The sequence below is a fragment of the Pedobacter glucosidilyticus genome, from assembly GCF_002483235.1.
Classification (GTDB): domain Bacteria; phylum Bacteroidota; class Bacteroidia; order Sphingobacteriales; family Sphingobacteriaceae; genus Pseudopedobacter; species Pseudopedobacter glucosidilyticum_B.
Window position 1 is genome coordinate 86,575 of sequence record NZ_DLHN01000018.1, and the last position, 21,535, is coordinate 108,109.

Below are 21,535 nucleotides of genomic sequence, written 5' to 3' on the forward strand. Positions count from 1 at the left end.
AATACTATGAAACATATTTTTAAACTTTTCATCTTCACACTCTTACTAGCTTCGTGTAGTTCTGATGATGGTGCTATCACTGGTGGTACTGCACAGGTAAATATTATAAACGTTTTAGAGGGCTCTGCAAAGCAAGATATTTATTTCGATGATATAAAATCTCCCATTATACCTTTAGGATATTTAGAAAGTACGGGGTATAGCGCTTTACCTGCTGGTAATCGCAAAATAGAGTTTAAAAATATAGGTACTTCTTTGGTAAGCTCATCTTCCTCTTTAAACATTAATGCAAATAGGTATTATACTTTTTTCTTTACAGGAGGGACTCAAAATACAGCTTTACAGGTTGAGGATAATCGTACACCATCTGCATTAAACAATGCCAGAGTAAGATTTATACATTTTAGCTATGCCAACCAAAACTCAAGTATTACCATCAGAAACAATAATGATGTTGCTTTAATTAGCAATTTAAGTTTTAAAACAGCATCTAATTATATTGAGGTAGAACCTGGCTCAACCTTAAATATATTTGTTTCTGGGGTTACAAATCCTATTTTAACCACCAATTATAACTTTTTAGCTAATAAAAACTATACTTTATTTGTATCAGGTAGCACAACTCCAACATTTACGGTATTATCTAACAATTAGTTAAAATTTGTTTATATGCTATTTTATAGGTGCTTTTGAAAAAGACAAGGTCAACATCAAGCTTATTAATCTTTTAAAATACTACTTACCCTTCCTCCTCTGCCTTTACTATCAAAAGCTCTAAAGTTTACAGTTCCTTTATACAGAAAAGGTTTGGTGTATACTGTACTATTTGCATCTGGCAAGCTGCCATCTGTTGTATATCTTAGGGTAAAACCCGGAAATTGAAAATTAGCTTTTATCCATCCGTTTTCTTTATGAATACCAACTGCAGGTATTCGATACTGATAACCACCATTTAAATAGTCTAAACGTGGTAGCTCTCTTTTACCCAAAAGGTTTACAAACCAATTCCAGTCTTGTGTATAAGCTTCTTGTGCCAATACACTATCTGCTGTAGAAGACCAAACAGGTTCGGCAGCCCACGCTCTTTCTGCAAAACCTAATAATTTAGGTAATAGCATATATTCTAATTGCTTCGGACCACTTATTTTCTCAGACCAAATTTGGGCTTGTAAACCAACAATATTGCTTTGTCCGTAAGCTGTTAAGCGTTCTTTATTTTTTAAAATAGATTTATCTAACGGATTGCCTTGTAAATCTTCTTTAGCACTTTTATAATAATCAAACGGATTGAAATAGAAAGGTTTATCTACATCAACATAAGAACCCCAATATAAACCGGGTTCATCAGCGTCTTTTTCATAAGCCAAATCAAAATAAAAATTTGTTACAGGAGCTAAAATAACTTGATAACCTGCATTGGCTAAACGGTATGCTAAATCTTCTTGTCCCCAACCCCAAACGTTATTCCATACATAGGTATGAAAATTTTGTGTCGTAAAATCTGGGTTAGCGATATAATGATTTTTACCATCTAGTTTAGTTTTACGCATAGCTACTTCTTCCCAACCAGAAAGGTAAAAGCCTTTTTGCTTTAAGATGTTGTTGGCTTTTGCCAGATAATAGTACCATAAATCATCATACTCTTTGATGTTTTCTTTTTGCATAAGGTTTTGGATAGCTGGCGATTTTTGCCATACACCCGCTGGAACTTCATCCCCACCTAAATGGATGGTTTTTAAAGGTGCATCTGCTTGCTGATACATAGCTATAATTTCATCCACAACTTTTTCTATGAAGGTATAAGTGGATGGTAAGGCTACATTCATGACATTATCACGATAGCCCTGAACAGATTTGTATATAGAAATATCTGCTGTATCTCTTAACAAATAACGCTTAGCTTCTAACGGATTACCTGCTTTCATGAAACGCTCATATCTGGCATCCATAGCTTTTATAGCTGCTCGGGCATGTCCAGGAGTTTCTATCTCGGGGATGATATTGATATGTCTGGCTTTTGCATAGCGTAAAATTTCTAAAAAATCTGCTTTGCTATAAAAACCACTTCCGGGGAAAGCACTAGTATCTGGTCCTGAACCATAAGCAGGTTGTAAATTTTGCTTATCATCTAAAGTATGACCTCTTTTTGCTCCTATTTGCGTAAGTTCTGGCAAAGCAGGTATTTCTAAGCGCCAGCCTTCATCATCATTTAAATGGAAATGCAGATTGTTTAACTTATAAAGTGCCATTAAATCTAAAACTTTTAATACTTGAGCCTTAGTTTGGAAATTTCTGGCTACATCTAACATAAAAGAGCGGTAACCAAACCTCGGCTCATCTGTAATTTCTACAGCAGGAATAGCAATTTGAGTTTGTTTTGCTTTCCAAACCGATAAAGGCATCAGCATTTTTAATGATTGTATGGCATAAAAAGCACCTGCTGTTTGTGTTGCCGTAATGATGATAGAATCAGGTTTAACCTTTAGCTGATAGGCTTCTTTTGCTAAACCATTTACTTTTTTAAAGATGATAACAGGTGTTGATACATCTTTATTAGTTGTCAGTTTTTTGCCTAAAAACTGGGCAATATCATCTTGCAAAAGTTTAGCCTCATGACTAAAAAATTCATCAAAAACTAAAACAGTTTTTGCACTTAAAACAAATTGCCCTTGTAGTTTAACAGTATTTATTGGAGATGGTAAAATTATCCTACTGGCTGATAATGTTTCATTTTTTATGGCTTCATTCTTTTGATAGATGGATGCTGGAGATAATTTCAATTTAGCTTTCTCTTGATTTGGAACAGCATTAATTTTGAAATTTACAATGTTATAAGTTTTTTTTGGATCCTTATCAAAAACCAAGTATAAGCCTCCTGGTCCATCAGAATAAGTTAAAGCTTTACCTTCTGCCACATAAGTGATTACACTTTTTGTTGCAGGTAAAACGGCTTTGAAATTTGCATGAGGTGTTAAACTACAAAACTCACCATTAATAGTTGTTATAATAGCATTTTTAGTAATTACTTGGGTAGCCTTTCTAGGGTGCGAAAAATAAAGCTTCCAACCGCTGGCTGGCAAAATTTGTTGGCTTTTATTATGGATAATAAAAGATGCTGTAAACTGATTTTTACCTTCATAATTATTGGATAATAAAGTCCACTCTACTTCTAATTTGTTTATGTCTATGGGTTGTGCTTTTAAACCAAAACCTGATAGTAGGATTAAACAGCTTAAAAATATTTTATTCATCATGATTTAATTTAGGTATTGATATCATCTTACAGCATCTTTTAAAACAAACGCTTGTTTAATTTATGGCGTATATTTCCATAAATCGGTATTTTTTTTAAAGTATATATTTCCTAAAGCATCCACAGCTAATAAACTAGCTCCTTTATCTAAAATGGTAACTTCTTTAGTTTTTGGGTCGAGTTTAAAAAAGTTATTATTTCCTGTCCCATAAATCATCCCCGAAGGATGGATAGCTAAGAAAGCACTTCTCCAGATATGGCTTTTAAAAGGCGGAAAATCATATAATTTATAGGTTGATTGTACTTCTTTTTTAACAGCATCGTAAATAAACAAAGTACCATCGGCAACTCCCCAAATGTGTCCATCAGGTCCGTTCATTAAGCAAGTTATCGCAGTGGCATTAGGTACAGGTACTAATTCATGAGTTTTCATATTCTTATCTAAATCCCATGAGAAAAGAACCGCTTCTTTTGTGGCTGGCAAAATACCTAAACCACCAGAAATGGTTGTACCTACTAAAATTTCTTTGCCTGTATAAGCTAAACTAGAGATAGCTTGTTGCTTTATTGGCTCATGAAAAGCTTTTAATTCTTGCGTTTTCACATCAAATGTAATCAAAGAACCTCCTAGCTTACCATACTCAGGTATCATTCCAAAAACCATTTGCTGGCGTTCTGGAATACTTAATACGGCAAAAGATCTACTTTGTCCTTCTATTTCACCAAGCTTTTTTGGATTATTAGCTTTCAAATCCCATTTCTGTTGCGTATGGTATTGGTAAAATTTACCTTTTGGATAAATTCCGAAATAGATATTTTCGCCTTGTGAGGCCATACCTTCGGTTTGATCTAAACCGGATAATCTGCTTTTCTGACCACTCACCGGATGGTAAGTTGCATGTCCGCCAGCTAAATACCCTCCCATCCAGATATTACCATCAGGACCGTAAAGCAAAGCATTGATAGGAATGGGTTGTGCCGGAATTGCTAATTTAGTCTTCTCTGAAGTTTTATTTTTAAGACTGTATTTAACTAAATTGGCTCCTGATGTTAATATATAAACATCATCTTTAATAATTTTTATTGCATTAGCCGTACCAACATCAGCCAAAAGCTTCTCTGCTAAAGCAGCAGATTTTGATGCATTAAAACTCATTAAAGAACCTTTAGCTGTATAAAAAGCTGCTTTGCCTTTTTGATCCGAAGCGACAGCTTTCATGTCTATGTCTTGAATTTCTTGCTCTATTTGTTTGGTTTTTAAATTATATACCAATGTAGTACTTCCGGCGGTTAAGAGCGCTAGAAGACGATCGGATCCGTTTTTACCCGGTATAATTTCTAAACTGTATACAAACTCTTTGTCTTGATATTTTTTGGGTAAAAGTTCCTTTTTTTCGCCGCTTATCGGATTAAGTTCTATTAAATGAGCATGAGAACCAATACCTGCATATAAAAGTCCGGTTTTGGCATGGTAGGCCAAGCTTCTTACATAATTCTCGCCAGCAACCAAAGGCCCTTTAGCAACATCAGAAAAACCATCTTTAGGGTGATATCTAAAAACCCTGCAGCCTGGATAGGTAGCACCAAAAACTTCACCATCTTTACCTGCCGTAAGGTTCCATAAATAGGTTTCGCCTTTTAAAGCTGTACCCAAATCTTCAACCTCTTGTGTACCGGGCTTGTGTTTAAAAAGATTACCACCTGCACCTGGGATATATAAATAACCATCACTAGCCTGTGCCATATCCCAAACACCATCAGATTCTGGTAAAGCTTTATCTAAAAGTAATTTTTTACTTTTAACATCAAAAGCCAGTAAATGAGCTGGCTCCCCTCTAACAACGGTATAAACCAAGGGGTTTCCTTGCGTATCTTCAACAAAGATACTTCCTTGTATCATGGCGGCAAATACTTGCGGACCTAAGTTAGTAAACTTACCTGTTTTAGGTTGCGCAAAAGCAGCCAAAGAAATACCAGTCGCTATTACTAGCGTTAGCATATATTTTAAGTTCATATTTTACTTATCGTTTTTTAAAAATTCGCTTACAAAAGCGTCATCGTTTAAGTGTGGGTATGCCTTATAAACACGATCTATTTCTTCCATTTGGCCATCAGAAAGTTCTTCTTTAGGGTTCAAGCACCACCTGCCTTCTAGTAAACCTTGTCTTCTTAAAACCTCATGAATTCCTGGTATACAGCCGTGGAAAGCATGTGATGGATCAAACAATGCGGCATTAACATCTGTAACTTCTATACCTTTAATCAGGAGTTCATGTGCCTTTTGTGCTGTTGGGTTTGCCCGATGTTCTTTTATCTCTTCAAGTAATGCTACAGCTTTTTGTGTCCAAACTGCCCAATGACCTAATAAGCCACCAATAAACTGTTTCTCAAAAGTTTTTCCTTCTACCTCAAAACGGTAGATAGTCAACAAATCAGCCACAATATTATCATCATTACCGGTGTACATCGCTATTTTGTCTCTTCTTGAGGAATGGCTTACCGCCCTCATAACATCTAACGTTTGATAGCGATTAAAAGAAGCACATTTAATGGCTTCAATATTTTCAATCTCAGCAAATTGTAACCAAAAATCATAGCTAAATATTCTACCTCCTACAGATGGCTGTAAGTAAAAACCAAAAACTGGCATTACAGCAGCAACAGCTCTAACACGCTCTAAGATTTGTTCCTCAGACCAGTTTTGTAAACCTCCCATACTTAGCAAGCCAATATCATAACCGTATTTTAAAGCTATTTCTGCTTCTTTAACGGCTTGTGCTGTTGGCCCACAAATACCTGCAACTTTGATAAAAGGTCGGTCTAAACTTGCTTTGGCAACTTCTTCTGACGCTAATCTTAAAACCGTTTCAAAAAGATTTACTTCTGGGTCTCTGATTTCAAACTGGGTAGAGTGTACACCAACGGCTATACCCCCAGCACCGCTGGACATATAATATCTGCTTAATTGTCTTTGCTTAAATTCGTTTAATGTTCTATCTGCATTTAATGCCAATGGATGAGCCGGAATAACCGTTCCAAAATGTAAATGTCTTTTTAGCTCTTCTGATAATAATTTCATTAGAATTTACCTCCTCTTTCTTGAAAATGTGTTGCTTTACCAAACTCTTCACCACCTTGTTGTAACCAAGTTGCTGTGATATCTATAATTTCTCTTACCGTAACTTTAGGATAACCAAATAACCTGTGGCATTCTGATGCATTATTAAGTAATGCTGTACCTTCTGCTTCATAAATAAACTTAGGCTCTTTACCAAAAATTTTCCCGAATTGGTTGGCTATCCACTTAATTGACAGGGTTTCTGGACCTGTTACGTTTAACATTTTTGCTGGCGCCTCACAATGTAATAAAGAACGTATAGCAATTTCATTAGCATCTCCTTGCCAAATCACATTCACGTTTTCTGTACGCAGGTCAATTTCTCTGCCTTCTAGAACAGATTTTGCAAGTTCCATCATCACACCATATCTAAAATCTACAGCGTAGTTTAAGCGATAAATAAGTGTAGGTGTTTGATTTTTTTGAGAGAAATATTCAAATATACGTTCTCTGCCCAAACAAGACTGCGCATACTCACCAATAGGCTCTGGTGTAGTTTCTTCAGAAACACCGCCAGATGTTACAGGCACAAAAGGCAAAACATTACCTGATGAAAACGCTACGATATTTGAGTTTTTATATTTTTCTGCTACCCTACCCGGTAAATAAGCATTCATAGCCCAAGTAAAACCCTCTTTACCTGTTGTGCCAAATTTATTTCCAGCTAGGTAAATCACATTTTTAGCATCAGGGAGTGCTTGTAATTCTGCATCATTTAATAAATCGCAAGAAATGGTTTCTATACCTACAGCTTCTAATGCTGCTTTTGCTTTAGCATCAGAAAATCTCGAAACACCAATAATTCTTTTGTTTATACCCGCGGCTTTAGCTGCAGCAACAGCTAGTTTACCCATACTTGGGCCCATTTTACCACCAATGCCTAAAAGAATAATATCTCCTTCTATTTTAGCCATATCAGCAATTAATGCTGCTGATGGTGCTAATAATTCAGATTCTAACTTTTCTAAATCTTTCATTCGTTTCTTGCTTAATCTTATAATTATTTAATAAATAGCTCGTAAAAATTCCAAATTGCCAAAGAGCTTAATAGTACTAAGCCTATAGCTCCGCCTACTTTAGCAAAACTATTATTCACATTTTCACCCATCATTTTCTTGTCATTGGCAATAGAAAACATGGCTATACCTATAATGGGAACTAAAAATATGGTAACACTTTGTGCAAAAATGATAAGTTCTAAAGGTAGCTTTCCAAAGATGAGAGAAATGCTGGCTCCGCAAACCATCACTAAAGCTATCAGTAATCTTACTGCTTTAGAACTTAATTTACTGCTATAACCCAAAGCATCGCCCAAAAGGCTACCGCCAACGGTAGCGTTACCAACCAATGATGAAAAAGAGGCACCAAATAAACCTGCTAAAAATAAATCAGCTGCGTATGTCCCAAATAATGGTTCTAAAGCTTTAGACATTTCTGATGCAGAATTTACTTTTATTCCTTGCGGATGTAATACGGCAGCAGCACAGATGATGACAACTGCACTCATGAGCCCTAAAATATATATACCTGTTGCGCTTCTGTTTTTTTGAGGTTTGGCGCCAGGCTTTCTGCTTTCCTGTACCAAATAAGCCTGATAAAAAGCACCTACTATAGAAAAACAAGAAGCCATAAAAGCTATTAGCAAACCTGTTGAACCCACTGGAAAACTTGGAATAAACCCACCAGCAATACCAGTTAAAGAAGGTTTACTCAAAAACAAAGTTGTTAAAAATGAGAAAAGCATCAATCCTACCAATGCAATCATTAAACGTTCTAGGGTTTTATAAAAACTTCTAAAAAATAACAATGCAATGCCTAAGATATTGAAGACCAAAACCCATATCCAAGCTTTAGTACCGCTGGCTTCTGCAATGGCAATACCTACCCCTATAGAGTTTCCTGCTTGAAAAGAAGTGGTGACTAAAAACACACCAAACCCTATTATTAATCCAGCTTTGTTACCCCATTTTACTTTGATTTGAGATAAGAGACTATTTTCGCTACTTAACCCTATACGAGCCCCCATATTGGTAAAAATGAGCATAAAGAAGATAGCAATTATAACCACCCAAAGGGTTGAGTAGCCATACTCTGCACCAAGTTTTGAAGTAATGGTCATTTTACTTGGACCAAAAACCAGAGCTGCTGTAATAATACCTGGCCCTAGACCTTTTAATAATTTCACCAGCTTATTTTGCTGATTTTGTTCTTCCATACTAGCGGTTTTGTGCGATTTCTGTTTCGTTAATTTTAGAGGCCTGATTTCCCCAATTTTGTCTGATATAATTAAGAATATCTGCCAACTCTTGATCTTTTAAAAAAGCGAAACTTGGCATTTTCTGAGGGTTTTCCTTTCTATTGATTCCATTTAACACCGCTTTAATAAGACCTGTTGAAGGGCCATTTACAATAGCAGAACCTGCCAAAGCCGGAAAAACATCTTTTACGCCTTTTCCATCCGCCTGATGACAGGATACACAATAACTTTGATACAGTTGTGCTGCATTTAAGTGTTGTGGCGTTGCTTGAGCCTTTGCACCTGTTAAAGGCTTTTTTAATACCTTATCGGATATACTTATTTTTAATATCTTATCATCTCCGGGTAAGGGAAAATCAACTTGAGGTTTCCAATCTTTATTACTTGTTGAAATATAAATAACACCGTTTGCATCCACACATACATCTCTCAAACGCCCATAATAATTCTCAAAAAATATCTCTTCGGATACGATAGTTTTACCCTCTTCATTTAATTTTAAAACACGTAAACTTTGACCTTTTAAGGTAGTTAATAGTAGGCTATTATTCCACTCGGGAATACTTGCAGAACCATAATACGCTATACCAGCAGGAGCAATTACAGGAGTCCAAGATTTAACTGGCTCTTTGGTGTTATTTGCCTGAGCAAAAACAATTTCTTCTGGTAAATTATGTAAGCCTTCTATAGCAGGCCAACCATAATTTCTATTTTTTTCTATCAAATTTACTTCGTCCTCAATGGCATCTCCATGTTCAGATGTAAATACGTTTCCTTTATTGGTAACAGTAATACCCTGCATATTTCTAAAACCTCTGGCCCATACGTAACTTTTAGGATTTGGATTATCGGCTGGTATGCTGCCATCGGGGTTTAAACGCAAAATTTTACCATTCAAAAAGTTTAAGTCCTGAGATTCATCACCATGATAAGCGTCGCCAGTTGCCCAAAGTATTTTACCAGATTTTGAGAAGGTTATACGCCCTCCATTATGTGCTTTAAAACCTTTAACTTTCAACAACTCTTTTGGAGACTCCAGTGTATCGCCTTTAAAAGTATACCTTACCAATTTATTAAATACCAAAGTATCGGTTTTTGTAGTATAATGCACATATACATAAGGATTTTGCTTAAAATCTGGATGAACTGCCATGGCTAGTAAACCCGCAGTTCTTTGATGCCAAACTTCTGGTATAACCAATAACTTTTTTTGTTGATGCGTTTCTAGATTGATACAAGATACAGCACCATATTGCTCTGTAAAAAACAAAAAATTATTATTCGTTATTGCAATATCCCAAGGTACTTCTAAACTATCTTGAAGAATTTCTACCTTTAAAATACTAGATTCTAGTTTTACATTATCTAAGAAAGTTAAATCCTTGTTTTCTATCCTAGAACAAGAACACCATACAACAGAAAGCAATATCATAAAGCTTAAAACTCTGTTTATAGGTGTGGTAGGTATAATTGGCATAACCTAATCTTTTACATTTAATTATTTAAGATTTGAAAGTTATAAAAAAAATTAAAAAGTAACTGAAAATTCTTTAATATTTTTTGTGACTATACTTTTAAAGTTATGATGCTACTTCTTTCTTTTTATACGGATTGGCTTAATAAAATCAGTATTTATTTCTGTTGGTAATTGATAAACACGCCCTTTTACATCAGAAAAATATAATCTGGAAACTGATTTTTCTCTCCCATGTCCATCTGCCCAAAAAGCATAAAAATCTGGATGAACATTTACAGGTCTTCTGGCATAAGAATGATTATATATACTACCAGCGGTTAAAGCTTTACTTCTCCAAGTTTTACCTTGATTTTTACTTGTCCACATCACCATTTCTCCGCCTGTATTATAAGGTTGAGGCCCCATAGTAGTTGGTCCAATTACTCGCCAGATACCTTTATCATCTATATATAAAGAACCCATATCATAATTATTACCAGAAGTAGTTATCGGATTAATTTCCCAGTTTTCTCCGGTAAATCTGGCGGTATGCCATGTACGCGGACCTTGTTCTGGCCCTGCTTCATAACCCTTACTGGTTAGGTATAGAATAACAGGTTTTCCTGTTTCATCATAAGTTAAATCATTGATATAAACATTTAAGCCTTGGCTGTAATAATCTTTAACTAAAGCACTATTATCAATTTCTTTTAAGGGTACGCTTAGTGTTTCGTTTTTTGCATTTTGCCAACTCTTACCAAAATCTGAAGTTTGTAAATAGTAAAGATTACTTCTATAGTTTAAACCATTCTCTCCTACTTTAATAGGATGAAAATTAAAACTAGTACCTACTGTATTTTTATAGCTACCACTGGTTTGGTAATGGCCTTCCTCTATAATTGCTATATCTTTCCATTCAGAATAATTAACCCCATTTTGACTCGTCATGAAACTGATTGTTCTTCTTGGTTTAGATGGCTGACCAGGAATAACTTTTCTGTCATAATGGGTAAACAGATTAATAAAACCATTATTCGGCTGATACCAAGTTTGCAAATAAGAAAAATTATTCATAGCTACTATTTCATCACTCACTAGTTTGGTAGCTTTAATCTCTTCAAATTCATTAATATCATAAGGTTTTTTACTTTTATGGATATAAGAAGGACTGTTGGTACCATGTGCTGTAGAAAAAAGCCATATATATCCGTCTTTATCGATATTCATCACCGGATTATCATGAGCATTATCCGTTTTCTTATCTAAAACTACCGTAGGTTTTGGAACTAACCCTGTTTGATGATCAAAATAAGAAATGGTGTGTAGTAATGTTTTCCCAGAAGAGTCGCTTCCTCCATAACAAAAAAAAGTTTTATCAACTTCTTTAACATAAATAGAAAACGGATAATGATTGGCTGGATAGGTGCCTAAACCTCCGCTATACTTATATACATATTCATCATTAGAAGGCTGGTTGCTATACCATATCCCTCTGTACCCAGTATCTTTTTGGTTAAGTGTAAGTGGGTTGTTTTGAGCTTTAACAATAAAACTCATACTAATTAAAATAAGCAATTGCAGACTTAAAATTCTCATGAGAATAAATAAATTGGGGGAAATAAACTATATAAAAAGGGCTAAAATCATTCGTTTTACTTAACAATTACAAATACTGTTTGTAACGTAAAGAACGATTTTAGCCCCTATTTAAATATTAGAAATTAATCGTAATCTGGGTTTTGTGTAATCTTAGATGGATTAATATCAATTTGTGTTTGCGGGATTGGGAATAAAGCTTCATGAGCTTCCATTCCTTTAGACGCTAAAAGTGTTAAAGCTCTATCTGTTCTCACCAGATCAAACCAACGGTGACCTTCAAAAGCTAATTCTACAAATCTCTCTTGCTCTATAGCTAATCTGAAAGCTGCTTGGTCTGCTACTCTTAATGCCAGATTAGTATTATTGCTAGTTTTACTAGGTAAACCCGCCCTTGTTCTAACCTGATTTAAGTAAGTAAATGCAGGTCCATCAGCAACGTAACCTAACTCATTTAAAGCTTCTGCATACATTAAAAGTACATCAGCATATCTTAAAACAATCCAGTTATTATCACCATCTATGTTAGCTGCCGGAGTACCAGAATATTTAACAATATAATTATGGTTAACTGTATTTCCGTTAAGCACATAGCTGGTACGCATAGAAACTGCTTTACGAGCATCATTAGCTTCGTAAGCGTTGTTCATTTCTGCCGTTGGAATGTTTTGCCCTAGAGGGTTACCCACTGTTACCACTGCTGTACCAGAACCGATAGGTGCAAATTGATTGGTAAACGGACTGCCCTCTCCGTTAGAAGCTCTTTTGAATTGAACTTCAAAAATAGACTCACGACTATTCTCATTTGCTATACCAAATACACTAGCATAAGATGGTAATAACTGATATTTGGTTTGTGCCTGTGCAGCAATAACTTGTTCAAGTTTTTGAGCGGCTAAGTCCCATCTTTTTTGGGTTAAGTATACTTTTCCTAATAAAGACATCGCAGCACCTTTAGTTGCTCTACCAATATCACCAGCTGTATATTCATATGGTAAAACAGCTTCAGCATCAGTTAAATCTGTGATAATTTGATTGTATACATTTGCAACTGTTTCTCTACCATAATCATAACCTTCCTGTGGATTAACAATTACTTTTGTTACAAGGGGCACACCACCAAAAATCCTAACTAAATTAAAATACATTAAGGCTCTTAAAAATTTAGCTTCGCCAATGTATCTGGCTTTTAAATTTTCATCCATAGTAACCGCCTGTATTTTCTCTATCACAATATTGGTGTTTTGTATAGCCTGATAATGGCCCGCCCATGTAGTGCTACTGATAGAGGTTGTAGGTAAGTTTACAAACTTGTCTACAGCGTCTAAATCTGCTCCGGCGTTTACATTGGTAATTTCTGTGTTATCAGAACGTAAATCGCCAATGATGTGCATAGAAGAATAGTATAAGCCAGCATATTGTAAACCTCCATAAGCTGCTGTGAGCGCATTTTTCATGTCATCTCCAGTCTTATAATAGTTATTAGCATTTTGCTGGGCAATAGGTGCTAATTCTAAAAAATCTTTTTTGCAACTACTTGCAGAAAGTAATACAATTACGCCTGCAGTGAATAATGTTTTAATATTTCTCATGTCTATAACTGTATTAGAATCCAAAATTTAATCCAAACATAAAGGTGCGAGCTAAGGGATAACCTCCTGAATCAACACCTGGTACTAAAGGATTAGCTCCTTCAAAACTTACCTCTGGGTTATAGCCTTCGTATTTAGTAAAAGTATAAGCGTTTTGGATGGTAAAGCTTAATCTGGCGTTGGCCACTTTTAAGGCTTTAAGAGCTGATGCTGGCAAGTTATATCCTAAAGTAATATTTCTGATTCTTAAAAAAGAGCCGTCTTCTACAAATTGAGAAGTAACGTTATTAATTACAGATGCAACACCTAAAGCACCAAAATTACGATCAATTTGTGGGCTTACCCCATCTCCACGGTCGGTTTCTGATTTCCAGCCATTTGCAGTACTTCTTAGTACATTGTAAGAACCTGCGTAATTACCATAAAATCTTCTAGCTGCATTTAAAACTTCAAAACCTTGTACGCCTTGTAGTGTAAATGCAAAATCAAAGTTTTTGTAGGCGAAGCTATTAGTCATGCCGTAAGTAAAATCAGGGAAAGGGCTTCCTAAACTTGTTCTGTCATCTGCAGTAATTCTACCATCACCATTAACATCAGCAAATTTTAACTGACCTGGCTTAGATATTTTTGCACCAGAAGCGTTTTCTACCGCTGGGTTATTAGCAACATCATCAGCATTTTGATAAATACCCACAACCTTATAACCAAAGAAAGAGCCTGGATCGGAACCAATTTGAGTAATGTGTGTATTACCTGCTGCAAAAGTTGCTTGCCTTCTTAAGATAGGAGAACCATCTGGACCTAATGCAACCACTTTAATATTATTGGTAGAGAAGTTAAAGTCTGTAGTCCACTTAAATTCTTTAACCATATTACGGCTAACCAAAGTAAACTCAAAACCTTTATTATTAATTTCTCCAATATTTCTTAAAGCTTCGCTATATCCTGTTAAAGTAGGTACAGGTACGTTTAGCAATAAGTCTGAGGTAGTTTTATTGTAATAATCAAAAGACATAGAGAAACGGTTTTGTAACAAACCAAACTCTAAACCAGCATCAAACTGTTTGTTTCTCTCCCAACCTAAAAGGCTGTTAGCAATGGTGGTTTGTCTGATACCGTTATTTACGATACCTCCACTAGGGCCAAAAATATAATTTTCTATTCCTGTTAAACCTACAGAGCCATAATTAGTGATAAAGTTATTACCTGTTAAACCATAACTAGCTCTAACTTTTAACTCGCTTAACCAATTTACATCTTTAAGAAAATCTTCTTCAGAAACTCTCCATCCTAAAGATACCGAAGGGAAAGTTCCCCATTTATTATCACCACCAAAACGAGATGAACCGTCTTGTCTGAAAGTTGCAGTTAACAGATATTTATCGTTATAGCTATAATTTAAACGAGCGATATAAGATAATAAAGACCACTCTTGAGGACCTGATGCTGCACCAACAGTTACTAAACCAGCAGCATTAATTGTTCTTACAACATCGCTGGCATAGTTGCTTCCACTTAAGCTAGTTAAATCTGTTCTTTCCTTTTGGATAGTATAACCCGCTAATACATCAAAAGCATGTTTATCAAATGTTTTCTTATAATTTAAAGTAAACTCTGATAACCAGTTTCTACTATTAGATTCTTCATAAGAACCTACAGGAAGTTTTGTTGCATTGGTACTATTAGGATTAATGATAGATGGACTGAATACATCCTGATCAAAATTTCTAAAATCGGCACCTACTAAAGTTTTAAAATTTAAATCTTTTGCCAAATTGATGTCCACAAAAGCAGTACCTAATAATCTTAAAGTATTTTGCTGTTGGAAATACTCTTTAGCAATTTTCACAGGGTTATCAACCTCGCTAGTTCCTACTCCTTGTCCCGTAATTTGTGTATAATTTCCATTAGCATCATAAGGAGCTAAATGAGGAGCAGCTGTTAGGGCCGATTGTATTATACCACCTCCCTGCCAGTTTCCTTCTGCTAAAGTTTGATTAGAGAAAGTAAACGAAGGCGTTAAGTTTGCTCCTACTTTTACTCTTTTATTTAATTGAGATTCAACATTAGCTCTAAAAGAGTAGCGTTTTAAGTCTGAATTTAGGATAATACCATCTTGTGCTAAATAACCACCAGAAACAAAGAATCTGGTTTTATCATTACCGCCAGAGAAATTTAGCTGATAATTACTCATTGGTGCCGTTCTAAAAATCTCATTCTGCCAATTAGTACCTTCGCCTAAAGATTCAGGATCTGAGAATACAGCTGGCAATAAATACATGACGTTATTTAAACGAGCAGAGTTAGGGTCTGATGCAGAACGACCAGGTCCTGAGTTTACCCAAGCATTATTTCTAGCTTCATTAATAAAATAAGCATACTCTCTAGCATTTAATACATCTAAAGTTTTTTCTACCTGTTGTACGCCTGTATTTACACTAAAATCAATTTTAGAAACACCACTTTTACCAGATTTTGTAGTGATGATAACCACACCATTAGAACCTCTGGAACCGTAAATTGCTGTTGCTGATGCGTCTTTTAAAACCTGAATATTATCAATATCAGCAGGGTTAATGGTATTTAAAGGGTTATTTCTTTGGTTATAATCATTAGTAACCGGAAAACCATCTACCACATATAAAGGCTCGTTTCCGGCACTTAAAGAACCTGCACCTCTAATTCTTACAGTAGAACCACCACCTGGTGCACCTGTTGCCTGGGTAACTTGTACACCTGCCATTTGTGCAGCCATAGCGTTATCTAAACTCACTACAGGTTGATCTTTAATTCTTTGTGCGTTGATAGAGCTGATAGAACCCGTAACATCTTTACGTTGTTGAGTTCCGTAACCTACTACTACCACAGTATTTAAATTCTGGCTATCTTCTACTAAGCTTACGTTGATGTTATTTTTACCAGCTACAGCAATTTCTTGTACCACAAAACCAGTATAGGTTACTACAATAACTGCATTATCTGCAAGACCATTTAGGCTAAAGCTACCATTGATATCAGTTTGGGTAACTTTATCAGAACCCTTAACTTTTATGGTAGCGCCAGGTAAGGGCTGTCCGGTGTTGTCTGTAACTTTACCTTTTATATCTACAGGTAATTTAGGCTCAGGTTTAATTTCAATTTTATTAACTATAATCGTTTTATTTTCAATAGAATAACTAAAAGGCTGGCCTTTAAAGCTTGCTTGTAAAGCTTTTTCAAGACTTGCTGCTTTTAAATTTAAAGTAACTGGCTTGGCATTTACCAACTCGTTATACTTATAAAAAAAGAAATAGCCACTTTGCTCGCCAATGGTAGTAAGTGCTTTTTCTAAAGAGATATTTTTTCCAGAAATACTGATACTTTGCGAAAAACTTTTTGCGCTAAGCTGTAAACATCCAAGAGTTAATAAGATGACCGTCAGTTTCATAATACGAAACGTTTTCGAAGGGAATAAGCCGGATACATTCCGGATTTTACCGTAAACATTTAATTGCATACTTTTGTAAAGTTTGGGTTAATAGATTAAGTTCCTTCCACAGAATTTTTTTAGGGTTAATCCAAACCGGAAATAGCTTTTTTACAAAGCTTCCTTTAAGCCGGTTGTGTTGGTAGCACATCCGGTTTTTTTGTTGGATTATCAATAACAGTACTTATGTCTTCATATCATTTATAAATTAGGTTAAACATGATTAATTGGTTATGATAATTTTATTACCTTTTATAGTTGTATTGATTTTACTTAGTTCTAGAATTCTTAAAACTTCTGTTACGTTTTCGCTTCTGTTAATTTTTCCAACAAATAAATCTTCTGATATTTTTCCGCGATACTCTACATCCACATTATACCATCTGGAAACCTGCCTCATAATGGTTTGGATATTATCTCTGTTAAATTTGAAATATCCATTTTTCCAAGCTATGGCGGCTTCTTCATCTGCTGCTGATACTTTGAAGCTTTTAGCGTTATTGGCTAAAACAGCTTGCTGGCCAGGCTTAAGCACAGCAGAAATATTTTCTTCTTTTCCCTGCATATTAAGCTTGTGTACCCTTACGCTGCCTTCTAAAAGCGTGGTTTTATCAGCACTTTCATCATCATAAGTGTTGATGTTAAAATGCGTACCTAATACCTCAATAACCTGATGAGCTGATACCACTTTAAAAGGTTTATGTATATTTTTAGCAACTTCAAAATAGGCCTCTCCGGTAATTTCAACCTTACGTTCTGCTCCGGTAAAAACTGTAGGAAATTTGATAGATGAAGACGCATTAAGCCATACTTGGGTACCATCTGCTAAAGTCAATTGATATTGCCCTCCACGCGGCGTACTGATCATATTTATAGCTGCAGATTGGTTTGCTTGTTTGGTATGATATACAATCTGACCATCTTTAGTTTTTACTATTTCTGCACCAGCATCTTGTGTAATTAAACCATCTTCTTTATCATTTAAGATTATTGATGAACCATCTGCTAAAGTTAAAACAGCTTTATTACCACCAGGTTTAATTTCAACTTTTGCAAGTTTCACTTTTGGATTACCTGTTTCTATGCTACCGCTTTGCTTAAAAAACAAATAAGAAGCAACACCCGTAAATAATAGAACAGATGCAGCAATCAACCATTTCTTCATCCAAATTACTTTGGAAGAGCTTTTAAGCTCTTCCGCAGCAATTTGTTCACTCAAACCTGCCTTTATAGCATCTTTTAATTGGCTTTTAGCCTTATCTTGCATTCCGTCTAACACATTCTCCTCTACCTCAAAAAGGTTATAGTAAGCATCTAGAAAGTCTATTTCTTCCTGACTTGCCTCTCCTAGCCTATATTTTCGAAGAATTTTATAAAATTCCTTTGGATCCATCTTGTATCGACTCTTAGTTTGATGAGCCTTTAAAGATATGACCGCCGAGAAACGAAAAGTCCCACGAGAAATAAAAAAAAATTATAGATTTTGAAGTAAGAACATCAAATATAAAGGTCCGAGAGATTCTCTTAGTTGAGCCATGCTCTTTCCTAATTGGTTTTGAACCGTTTTTCTACTGATTTGAAGCTTATCTGCTATTTGTTGCGTGGTTAAATCTTCCTGATATTTCATCCTAAAGATTTCTTGTTGTGATGGAGTTAAAGAGTTTATCAATCTTTCATACTTGAGTAAAAACTCTTTTCTTAGTATTTCAGCATCAGTTTGGTCTTTGGCTATACCTAATTGAATCAGAACTTCAGGAATTGGTGTATACCTTTGCTCCTTTTCCATCCATTTAAAAACATTATTTCTTACTGATGTGTGTAAATAAGAAACCAGATTATCAATAGAAAGCTCTTTACGGCGAAGCCATAATTGCAGAAAAATATCTTGGGTTATATCTTTTGCATAATCAGCATCTTTTAGGCGTTTGTAAGCTGCATTATACATTTGCTCCCAATATTTATCATAAAGGGTATCAAACGCAAGATTATCATCGTTTTCTTGCATTTGTAATAACAATAATTTATCTTCCTCTTTATGGCTTAGCAACATCTTTTTGGAGATCAGATTTATTCAAATTTATTGAATATTTTTAATAATACAATGTAGCTTTATTAAAACCTTTGCTACATATAACCGATTAAAACTTATTTATTAATTTTTATCAAATTAATTATCTCATCACTAAACATATTTTTCATTAGTAGTTTAAAACCTTCTAATATTTTAAGTTAAGGATTTAAAAATCTGATGATTTATGCAGAAACAAATGGTGTTAACCCCTATCAGGATGGATGTAAAATAAAAAAGTCCTGAACATTATTCAGGACTTTTAGAACATTTTAAAGCTTTATGTTTTTAAACTTTCTTTACATTAATAGCTTGAGGACCTTTTTTACCATCAGCAATCTCAAATTCTACATCATCATTGTCTGAGATGGCATTTACCCCTCCAATAACATCTTTAAAGTGAACAAAAATGTCTTTTCCATCGCAAATAATGAAGCCAAAACCTTTTTGAGCGTTAAACCATTTTACTTTACCCGTTTTCATAATTAATTTTAGTGTTTTAATAATAATCAGACCTAAATTTCTTACTGATTGGGTAAAATAATTTAAGAAAGATTGTAATTCTATTTATTTCTTAATCTCTAAAATATAAAATATATTCTAAAAACAACAGATTTAATAAAAATTACTTATTAGGTTGCGGAGTTGTTCTTAAATATGGCTTAATTTCTGTAAAACCTTTTGGAAACTTGGCCGGAATATCCTCTGTTTTAATAGCTGGCGCAACCACTACATCTTCCCCATCTTTCCAATCTGCTGGTGTAGCAACACTGTGGTAAGCGGTTAACTGCAAAGAGTCTATCACCCTTAAAATTTCCTGAAAATTTCTACCTGTTGATGCAGGGTAAGATATAATCAATTTTACAGTTTTATCTGGTGCTATAATAAATAAAGACCTTACTGTAAAAGTTGTTGATGCATTAGGATGCAACATACCATAAGCTTCTGAAATACTTTTATCTTCATCAGCAATGATAGGAAAATTTACCTCTACACCTTGTGTTTCATTAATATCACTTATCCAGCCTTTATGAGATTCAACAGAATCAACACTTAAAGCCATTACTTTTACATTTCTTTTAGCAAACTCATCATTTAAAGCTGCTGTACGACCCAATTCGGTTGTACAAACTGGTGTATAATCTGCCGGATGCGAAAATAATACACCCCAGCTATCACCTAAATATTCATAGAAATCAATTTCTCCTTCAGAGGTCTTTGCCTTGAAATTTGGAGCTACATCACCTAGTCTTAACATAATTCTAAAATTTTAATTCTCTACTAATTTAGTAGAGATATTTTAAAGAAACAAGAAACCACAATCATGCCATTTATTAAATGACATTCAGATTTGATTTCTATAACCTTAGCCCATGCTAAATAGTGGTTTACTTAGCTTAGTTGCTTGCAAGCGAGCATCAAATACAGCACAAACATTTCGTAAAAAGCGTTTTCCTATTTTGGTAACTTTTATAGATTGATATTCCTGAATGATTAAACCATCTTCTACCAGCTCTGTTAATCCTGATAAATTTTCTCTGAAAGCATCGTTTTGTAAATCTTCATCAGTCCAGGTGGTTACACCTTTACACATGATATTTAAAATATGCCTCCTGATTAATAAATCCTCTTCATTTAACACATGTCCTTTTACTACTGGTATTTCTCCGGCATTAATCAAAGTCAAATACTCCTCTTCGCTTTTAACATTTTGGGCAAAGGCATCCCAGGTATCGCTAATAGAAGAAACGCCTAAACCAACCAATAAACGGGTGTACTGATGGGTATAACCCATAAAATTACGGTGTAACTTTTTGTTTTGTGCAGCTATGTTTAACTTATCATTGGCAAAAGCAAAATGATCCATACCGATATCTAAATAACCAGCAGCAAGAAGCATTTCTCTGCCTTTTTCATATAATTCTTGCCTTAAATGGGTATCAGGTAAATCGGCTTCTGTAAATTTTCGCTGACCAGATTTTACCCAAGGGACATGCGCATAGCTATAAAAAGCAATTCTATCAGGCTTTAAGCCGATAACCTTTTCTATCGTAGCTGTAAGGCTAGCAACGGTTTGTAAGGGCAAACCATAAATTAAATCGAAATTTATGGAAGTATAACCTACGGCTCTGGCTTGTTTACTTACGATATCTACCTCTTCTACAGACTGTATTCTGTTGATCATGATTTGCACTTGCTCATCAAAATCTTGTATACCTAAGCTTAATCTTTTAAAACCTAAAGCATGTAATACTTCAAGATGTGCGAGAGTGGTATTTGCCGGATGCGCTTCAAAACTAAATTCTGCATCCTCATGAATGATACAATCTTCTAAAATACCTGTGATTAAAAGCGCTAAATTTTCTGGCGAGAAAAATGTGGGTGTGCCTCCGCCTAAGTGTATTTCTTTTAACTGAGGTTGGGTGCCAAAAACGGCTTGATACATTTTCCACTCTTTGATAACGGCTTGTAAATAAGGCTCCTCTACACCATGATTTTTAGTAATACGCTTATTGCAGGCACAATAGGTACACAAACTTTCGCAATAAGGTAAATGGATATAAACACTTATACCATCATTATGATTACTGATATCAAAAGATTGTTTAACTTTTTGCAACCATAAAGCTTTATTAAAGGTACTTTCATCCCAAAACGGAACCGTAGGATAACTGGTATACCTAGGTACAGGTACCGTATATTTAGTTGTGATATTTTGGCTAAGCATA

At 34.9% G+C, this 21,535-nt stretch carries 15 protein-coding genes; 1 reads left to right on the forward strand and 14 read right to left on the reverse strand.

All coding sequences use genetic code 11. The features are described from left to right. Positions 1-6: 6 nt before the first annotated feature. A complete protein-coding gene (locus B2745_RS05435) occupies positions 7-654 on the forward strand; it encodes a DUF4397 domain-containing protein (protein ID WP_304064257.1) in 648 nt (215 codons plus the stop codon). Positions 655-719: 65 nt separating this feature from the next. Here B2745_RS05435 and B2745_RS05440 read toward each other — a convergent pair whose 3' ends face one another. The 14 genes from B2745_RS05440 to hemN form a co-directional block, all read right to left on the reverse strand. Further along, entirely contained in the window at positions 720-3,254 is a 2,535-nt protein-coding gene (locus B2745_RS05440; protein WP_304064258.1) for a family 20 glycosylhydrolase, read from the reverse strand. 60 nt (positions 3,255-3,314) lie between these two features. Further along, entirely contained in the window at positions 3,315-5,252 is a 1,938-nt protein-coding gene (locus tag B2745_RS05445; protein ID WP_304064259.1) for a hypothetical protein, read from the reverse strand. A gap of 18 nt (positions 5,253-5,270) precedes the next feature. Beyond that, positions 5,271-6,332, reverse strand: coding sequence for a dihydrodipicolinate synthase family protein (locus B2745_RS05450; RefSeq protein WP_304064260.1), 1,062 nt, complete (start codon positions 6,330-6,332; stop codon positions 5,271-5,273). Further along, positions 6,332-7,348 (reverse strand): NAD-dependent epimerase/dehydratase family protein, encoded by a 1,017-nt coding sequence (locus B2745_RS05455; RefSeq protein ID WP_304064261.1) that lies wholly within the window; start codon positions 7,346-7,348, stop codon positions 6,332-6,334. Before B2745_RS05455 ends, B2745_RS05450 begins: the two co-directional genes overlap by 1 nt. Before the next feature lie 23 nt (positions 7,349-7,371). Next, complete coding sequence (locus B2745_RS05460; protein ID WP_304064262.1) at positions 7,372-8,586, reverse strand: Nramp family divalent metal transporter; 1,215 nt, start codon at positions 8,584-8,586, stop codon at positions 7,372-7,374. A 1-nt stretch (position 8,587) separates the two neighbouring features. Beyond that, on the reverse strand, positions 8,588-10,105 hold the full coding sequence (locus B2745_RS05465; protein WP_304064263.1) for a PQQ-dependent sugar dehydrogenase: 1,518 nt from the start codon (positions 10,103-10,105) through the stop codon (positions 8,588-8,590). Positions 10,106-10,216: 111 nt separating this feature from the next. Next, complete coding sequence (locus B2745_RS05470) at positions 10,217-11,680, reverse strand: BNR-4 repeat-containing protein (protein WP_304064264.1); 1,464 nt, start codon at positions 11,678-11,680, stop codon at positions 10,217-10,219. Positions 11,681-11,805: 125 nt separating this feature from the next. Then, complete coding sequence (locus B2745_RS05475; protein WP_304064265.1) at positions 11,806-13,272, reverse strand: RagB/SusD family nutrient uptake outer membrane protein; 1,467 nt, start codon at positions 13,270-13,272, stop codon at positions 11,806-11,808. Between the two features lie 13 nt (positions 13,273-13,285). Then, the gene (locus B2745_RS05480) at positions 13,286-16,699 is read right to left on the reverse strand and encodes a TonB-dependent receptor (protein ID WP_304064266.1); all 3,414 of its coding nucleotides are present in this window, start codon (positions 16,697-16,699) and stop codon (positions 13,286-13,288) included. Between the two features lie 262 nt (positions 16,700-16,961). Further along, on the reverse strand, positions 16,962-18,131 hold the full coding sequence (locus B2745_RS05485) for a FecR family protein (protein ID WP_304064267.1): 1,170 nt from the start codon (positions 18,129-18,131) through the stop codon (positions 16,962-16,964). A gap of 81 nt (positions 18,132-18,212) precedes the next feature. Next, positions 18,213-18,788 (reverse strand): RNA polymerase sigma factor, encoded by a 576-nt coding sequence (locus B2745_RS05490; protein ID WP_304064268.1) that lies wholly within the window; start codon positions 18,786-18,788, stop codon positions 18,213-18,215. A gap of 306 nt (positions 18,789-19,094) precedes the next feature. Continuing rightward, positions 19,095-19,289: a cold-shock protein gene (locus B2745_RS05495; protein ID WP_026903213.1), complete on the reverse strand. Its 195-nt coding sequence runs from the start codon at positions 19,287-19,289 to the stop codon at positions 19,095-19,097. 142 nt (positions 19,290-19,431) lie between these two features. Continuing rightward, positions 19,432-20,067, reverse strand: a complete 636-nt coding sequence (locus B2745_RS05500) for a peroxiredoxin (protein WP_304064297.1) — start codon at positions 20,065-20,067, stop codon at positions 19,432-19,434. 105 nt (positions 20,068-20,172) lie between these two features. Then, the gene (gene hemN / locus B2745_RS05505; protein ID WP_304064269.1) at positions 20,173-21,534 is read right to left on the reverse strand and encodes an oxygen-independent coproporphyrinogen III oxidase; all 1,362 of its coding nucleotides are present in this window, start codon (positions 21,532-21,534) and stop codon (positions 20,173-20,175) included. Between the last annotated feature and the right edge of the window lies 1 nt (position 21,535).

Coding starts and splice junctions, on each gene's coding strand:
- B2745_RS05435 (WP_304064257.1), top strand. CDS start 7: ATGAAACATATTTTTAAACTTTTCATCTTCACACTCTTACTAGCTTCG.
- B2745_RS05440 (WP_304064258.1), bottom strand. CDS start 3,254: ATGATGAATAAAATATTTTTAAGCTGTTTAATCCTACTATCAGGTTTT.
- B2745_RS05445 (WP_304064259.1), bottom strand. CDS start 5,252: ATGCTAACGCTAGTAATAGCGACTGGTATTTCTTTGGCTGCTTTTGCG.
- B2745_RS05450 (WP_304064260.1), bottom strand. CDS start 6,332: ATGAAATTATTATCAGAAGAGCTAAAAAGACATTTACATTTTGGAACG.
- B2745_RS05455 (WP_304064261.1), bottom strand. CDS start 7,348: ATGAAAGATTTAGAAAAGTTAGAATCTGAATTATTAGCACCATCAGCA.
- B2745_RS05460 (WP_304064262.1), bottom strand. CDS start 8,586: ATGGAAGAACAAAATCAGCAAAATAAGCTGGTGAAATTATTAAAAGGT.
- B2745_RS05465 (WP_304064263.1), bottom strand. CDS start 10,105: ATGCCAATTATACCTACCACACCTATAAACAGAGTTTTAAGCTTTATG.
- B2745_RS05470 (WP_304064264.1), bottom strand. CDS start 11,680: ATGAGAATTTTAAGTCTGCAATTGCTTATTTTAATTAGTATGAGTTTT.
- B2745_RS05475 (WP_304064265.1), bottom strand. CDS start 13,272: ATGAGAAATATTAAAACATTATTCACTGCAGGCGTAATTGTATTACTT.
- B2745_RS05480 (WP_304064266.1), bottom strand. CDS start 16,699: ATGAAACTGACGGTCATCTTATTAACTCTTGGATGTTTACAGCTTAGC.
- B2745_RS05485 (WP_304064267.1), bottom strand. CDS start 18,131: ATGGATCCAAAGGAATTTTATAAAATTCTTCGAAAATATAGGCTAGGA.
- B2745_RS05490 (WP_304064268.1), bottom strand. CDS start 18,788: ATGTTGCTAAGCCATAAAGAGGAAGATAAATTATTGTTATTACAAATG.
- B2745_RS05495 (WP_026903213.1), bottom strand. CDS start 19,289: ATGAAAACGGGTAAAGTAAAATGGTTTAACGCTCAAAAAGGTTTTGGC.
- hemN (WP_304064269.1), bottom strand. CDS start 21,534: ATGCTTAGCCAAAATATCACAACTAAATATACGGTACCTGTACCTAGG.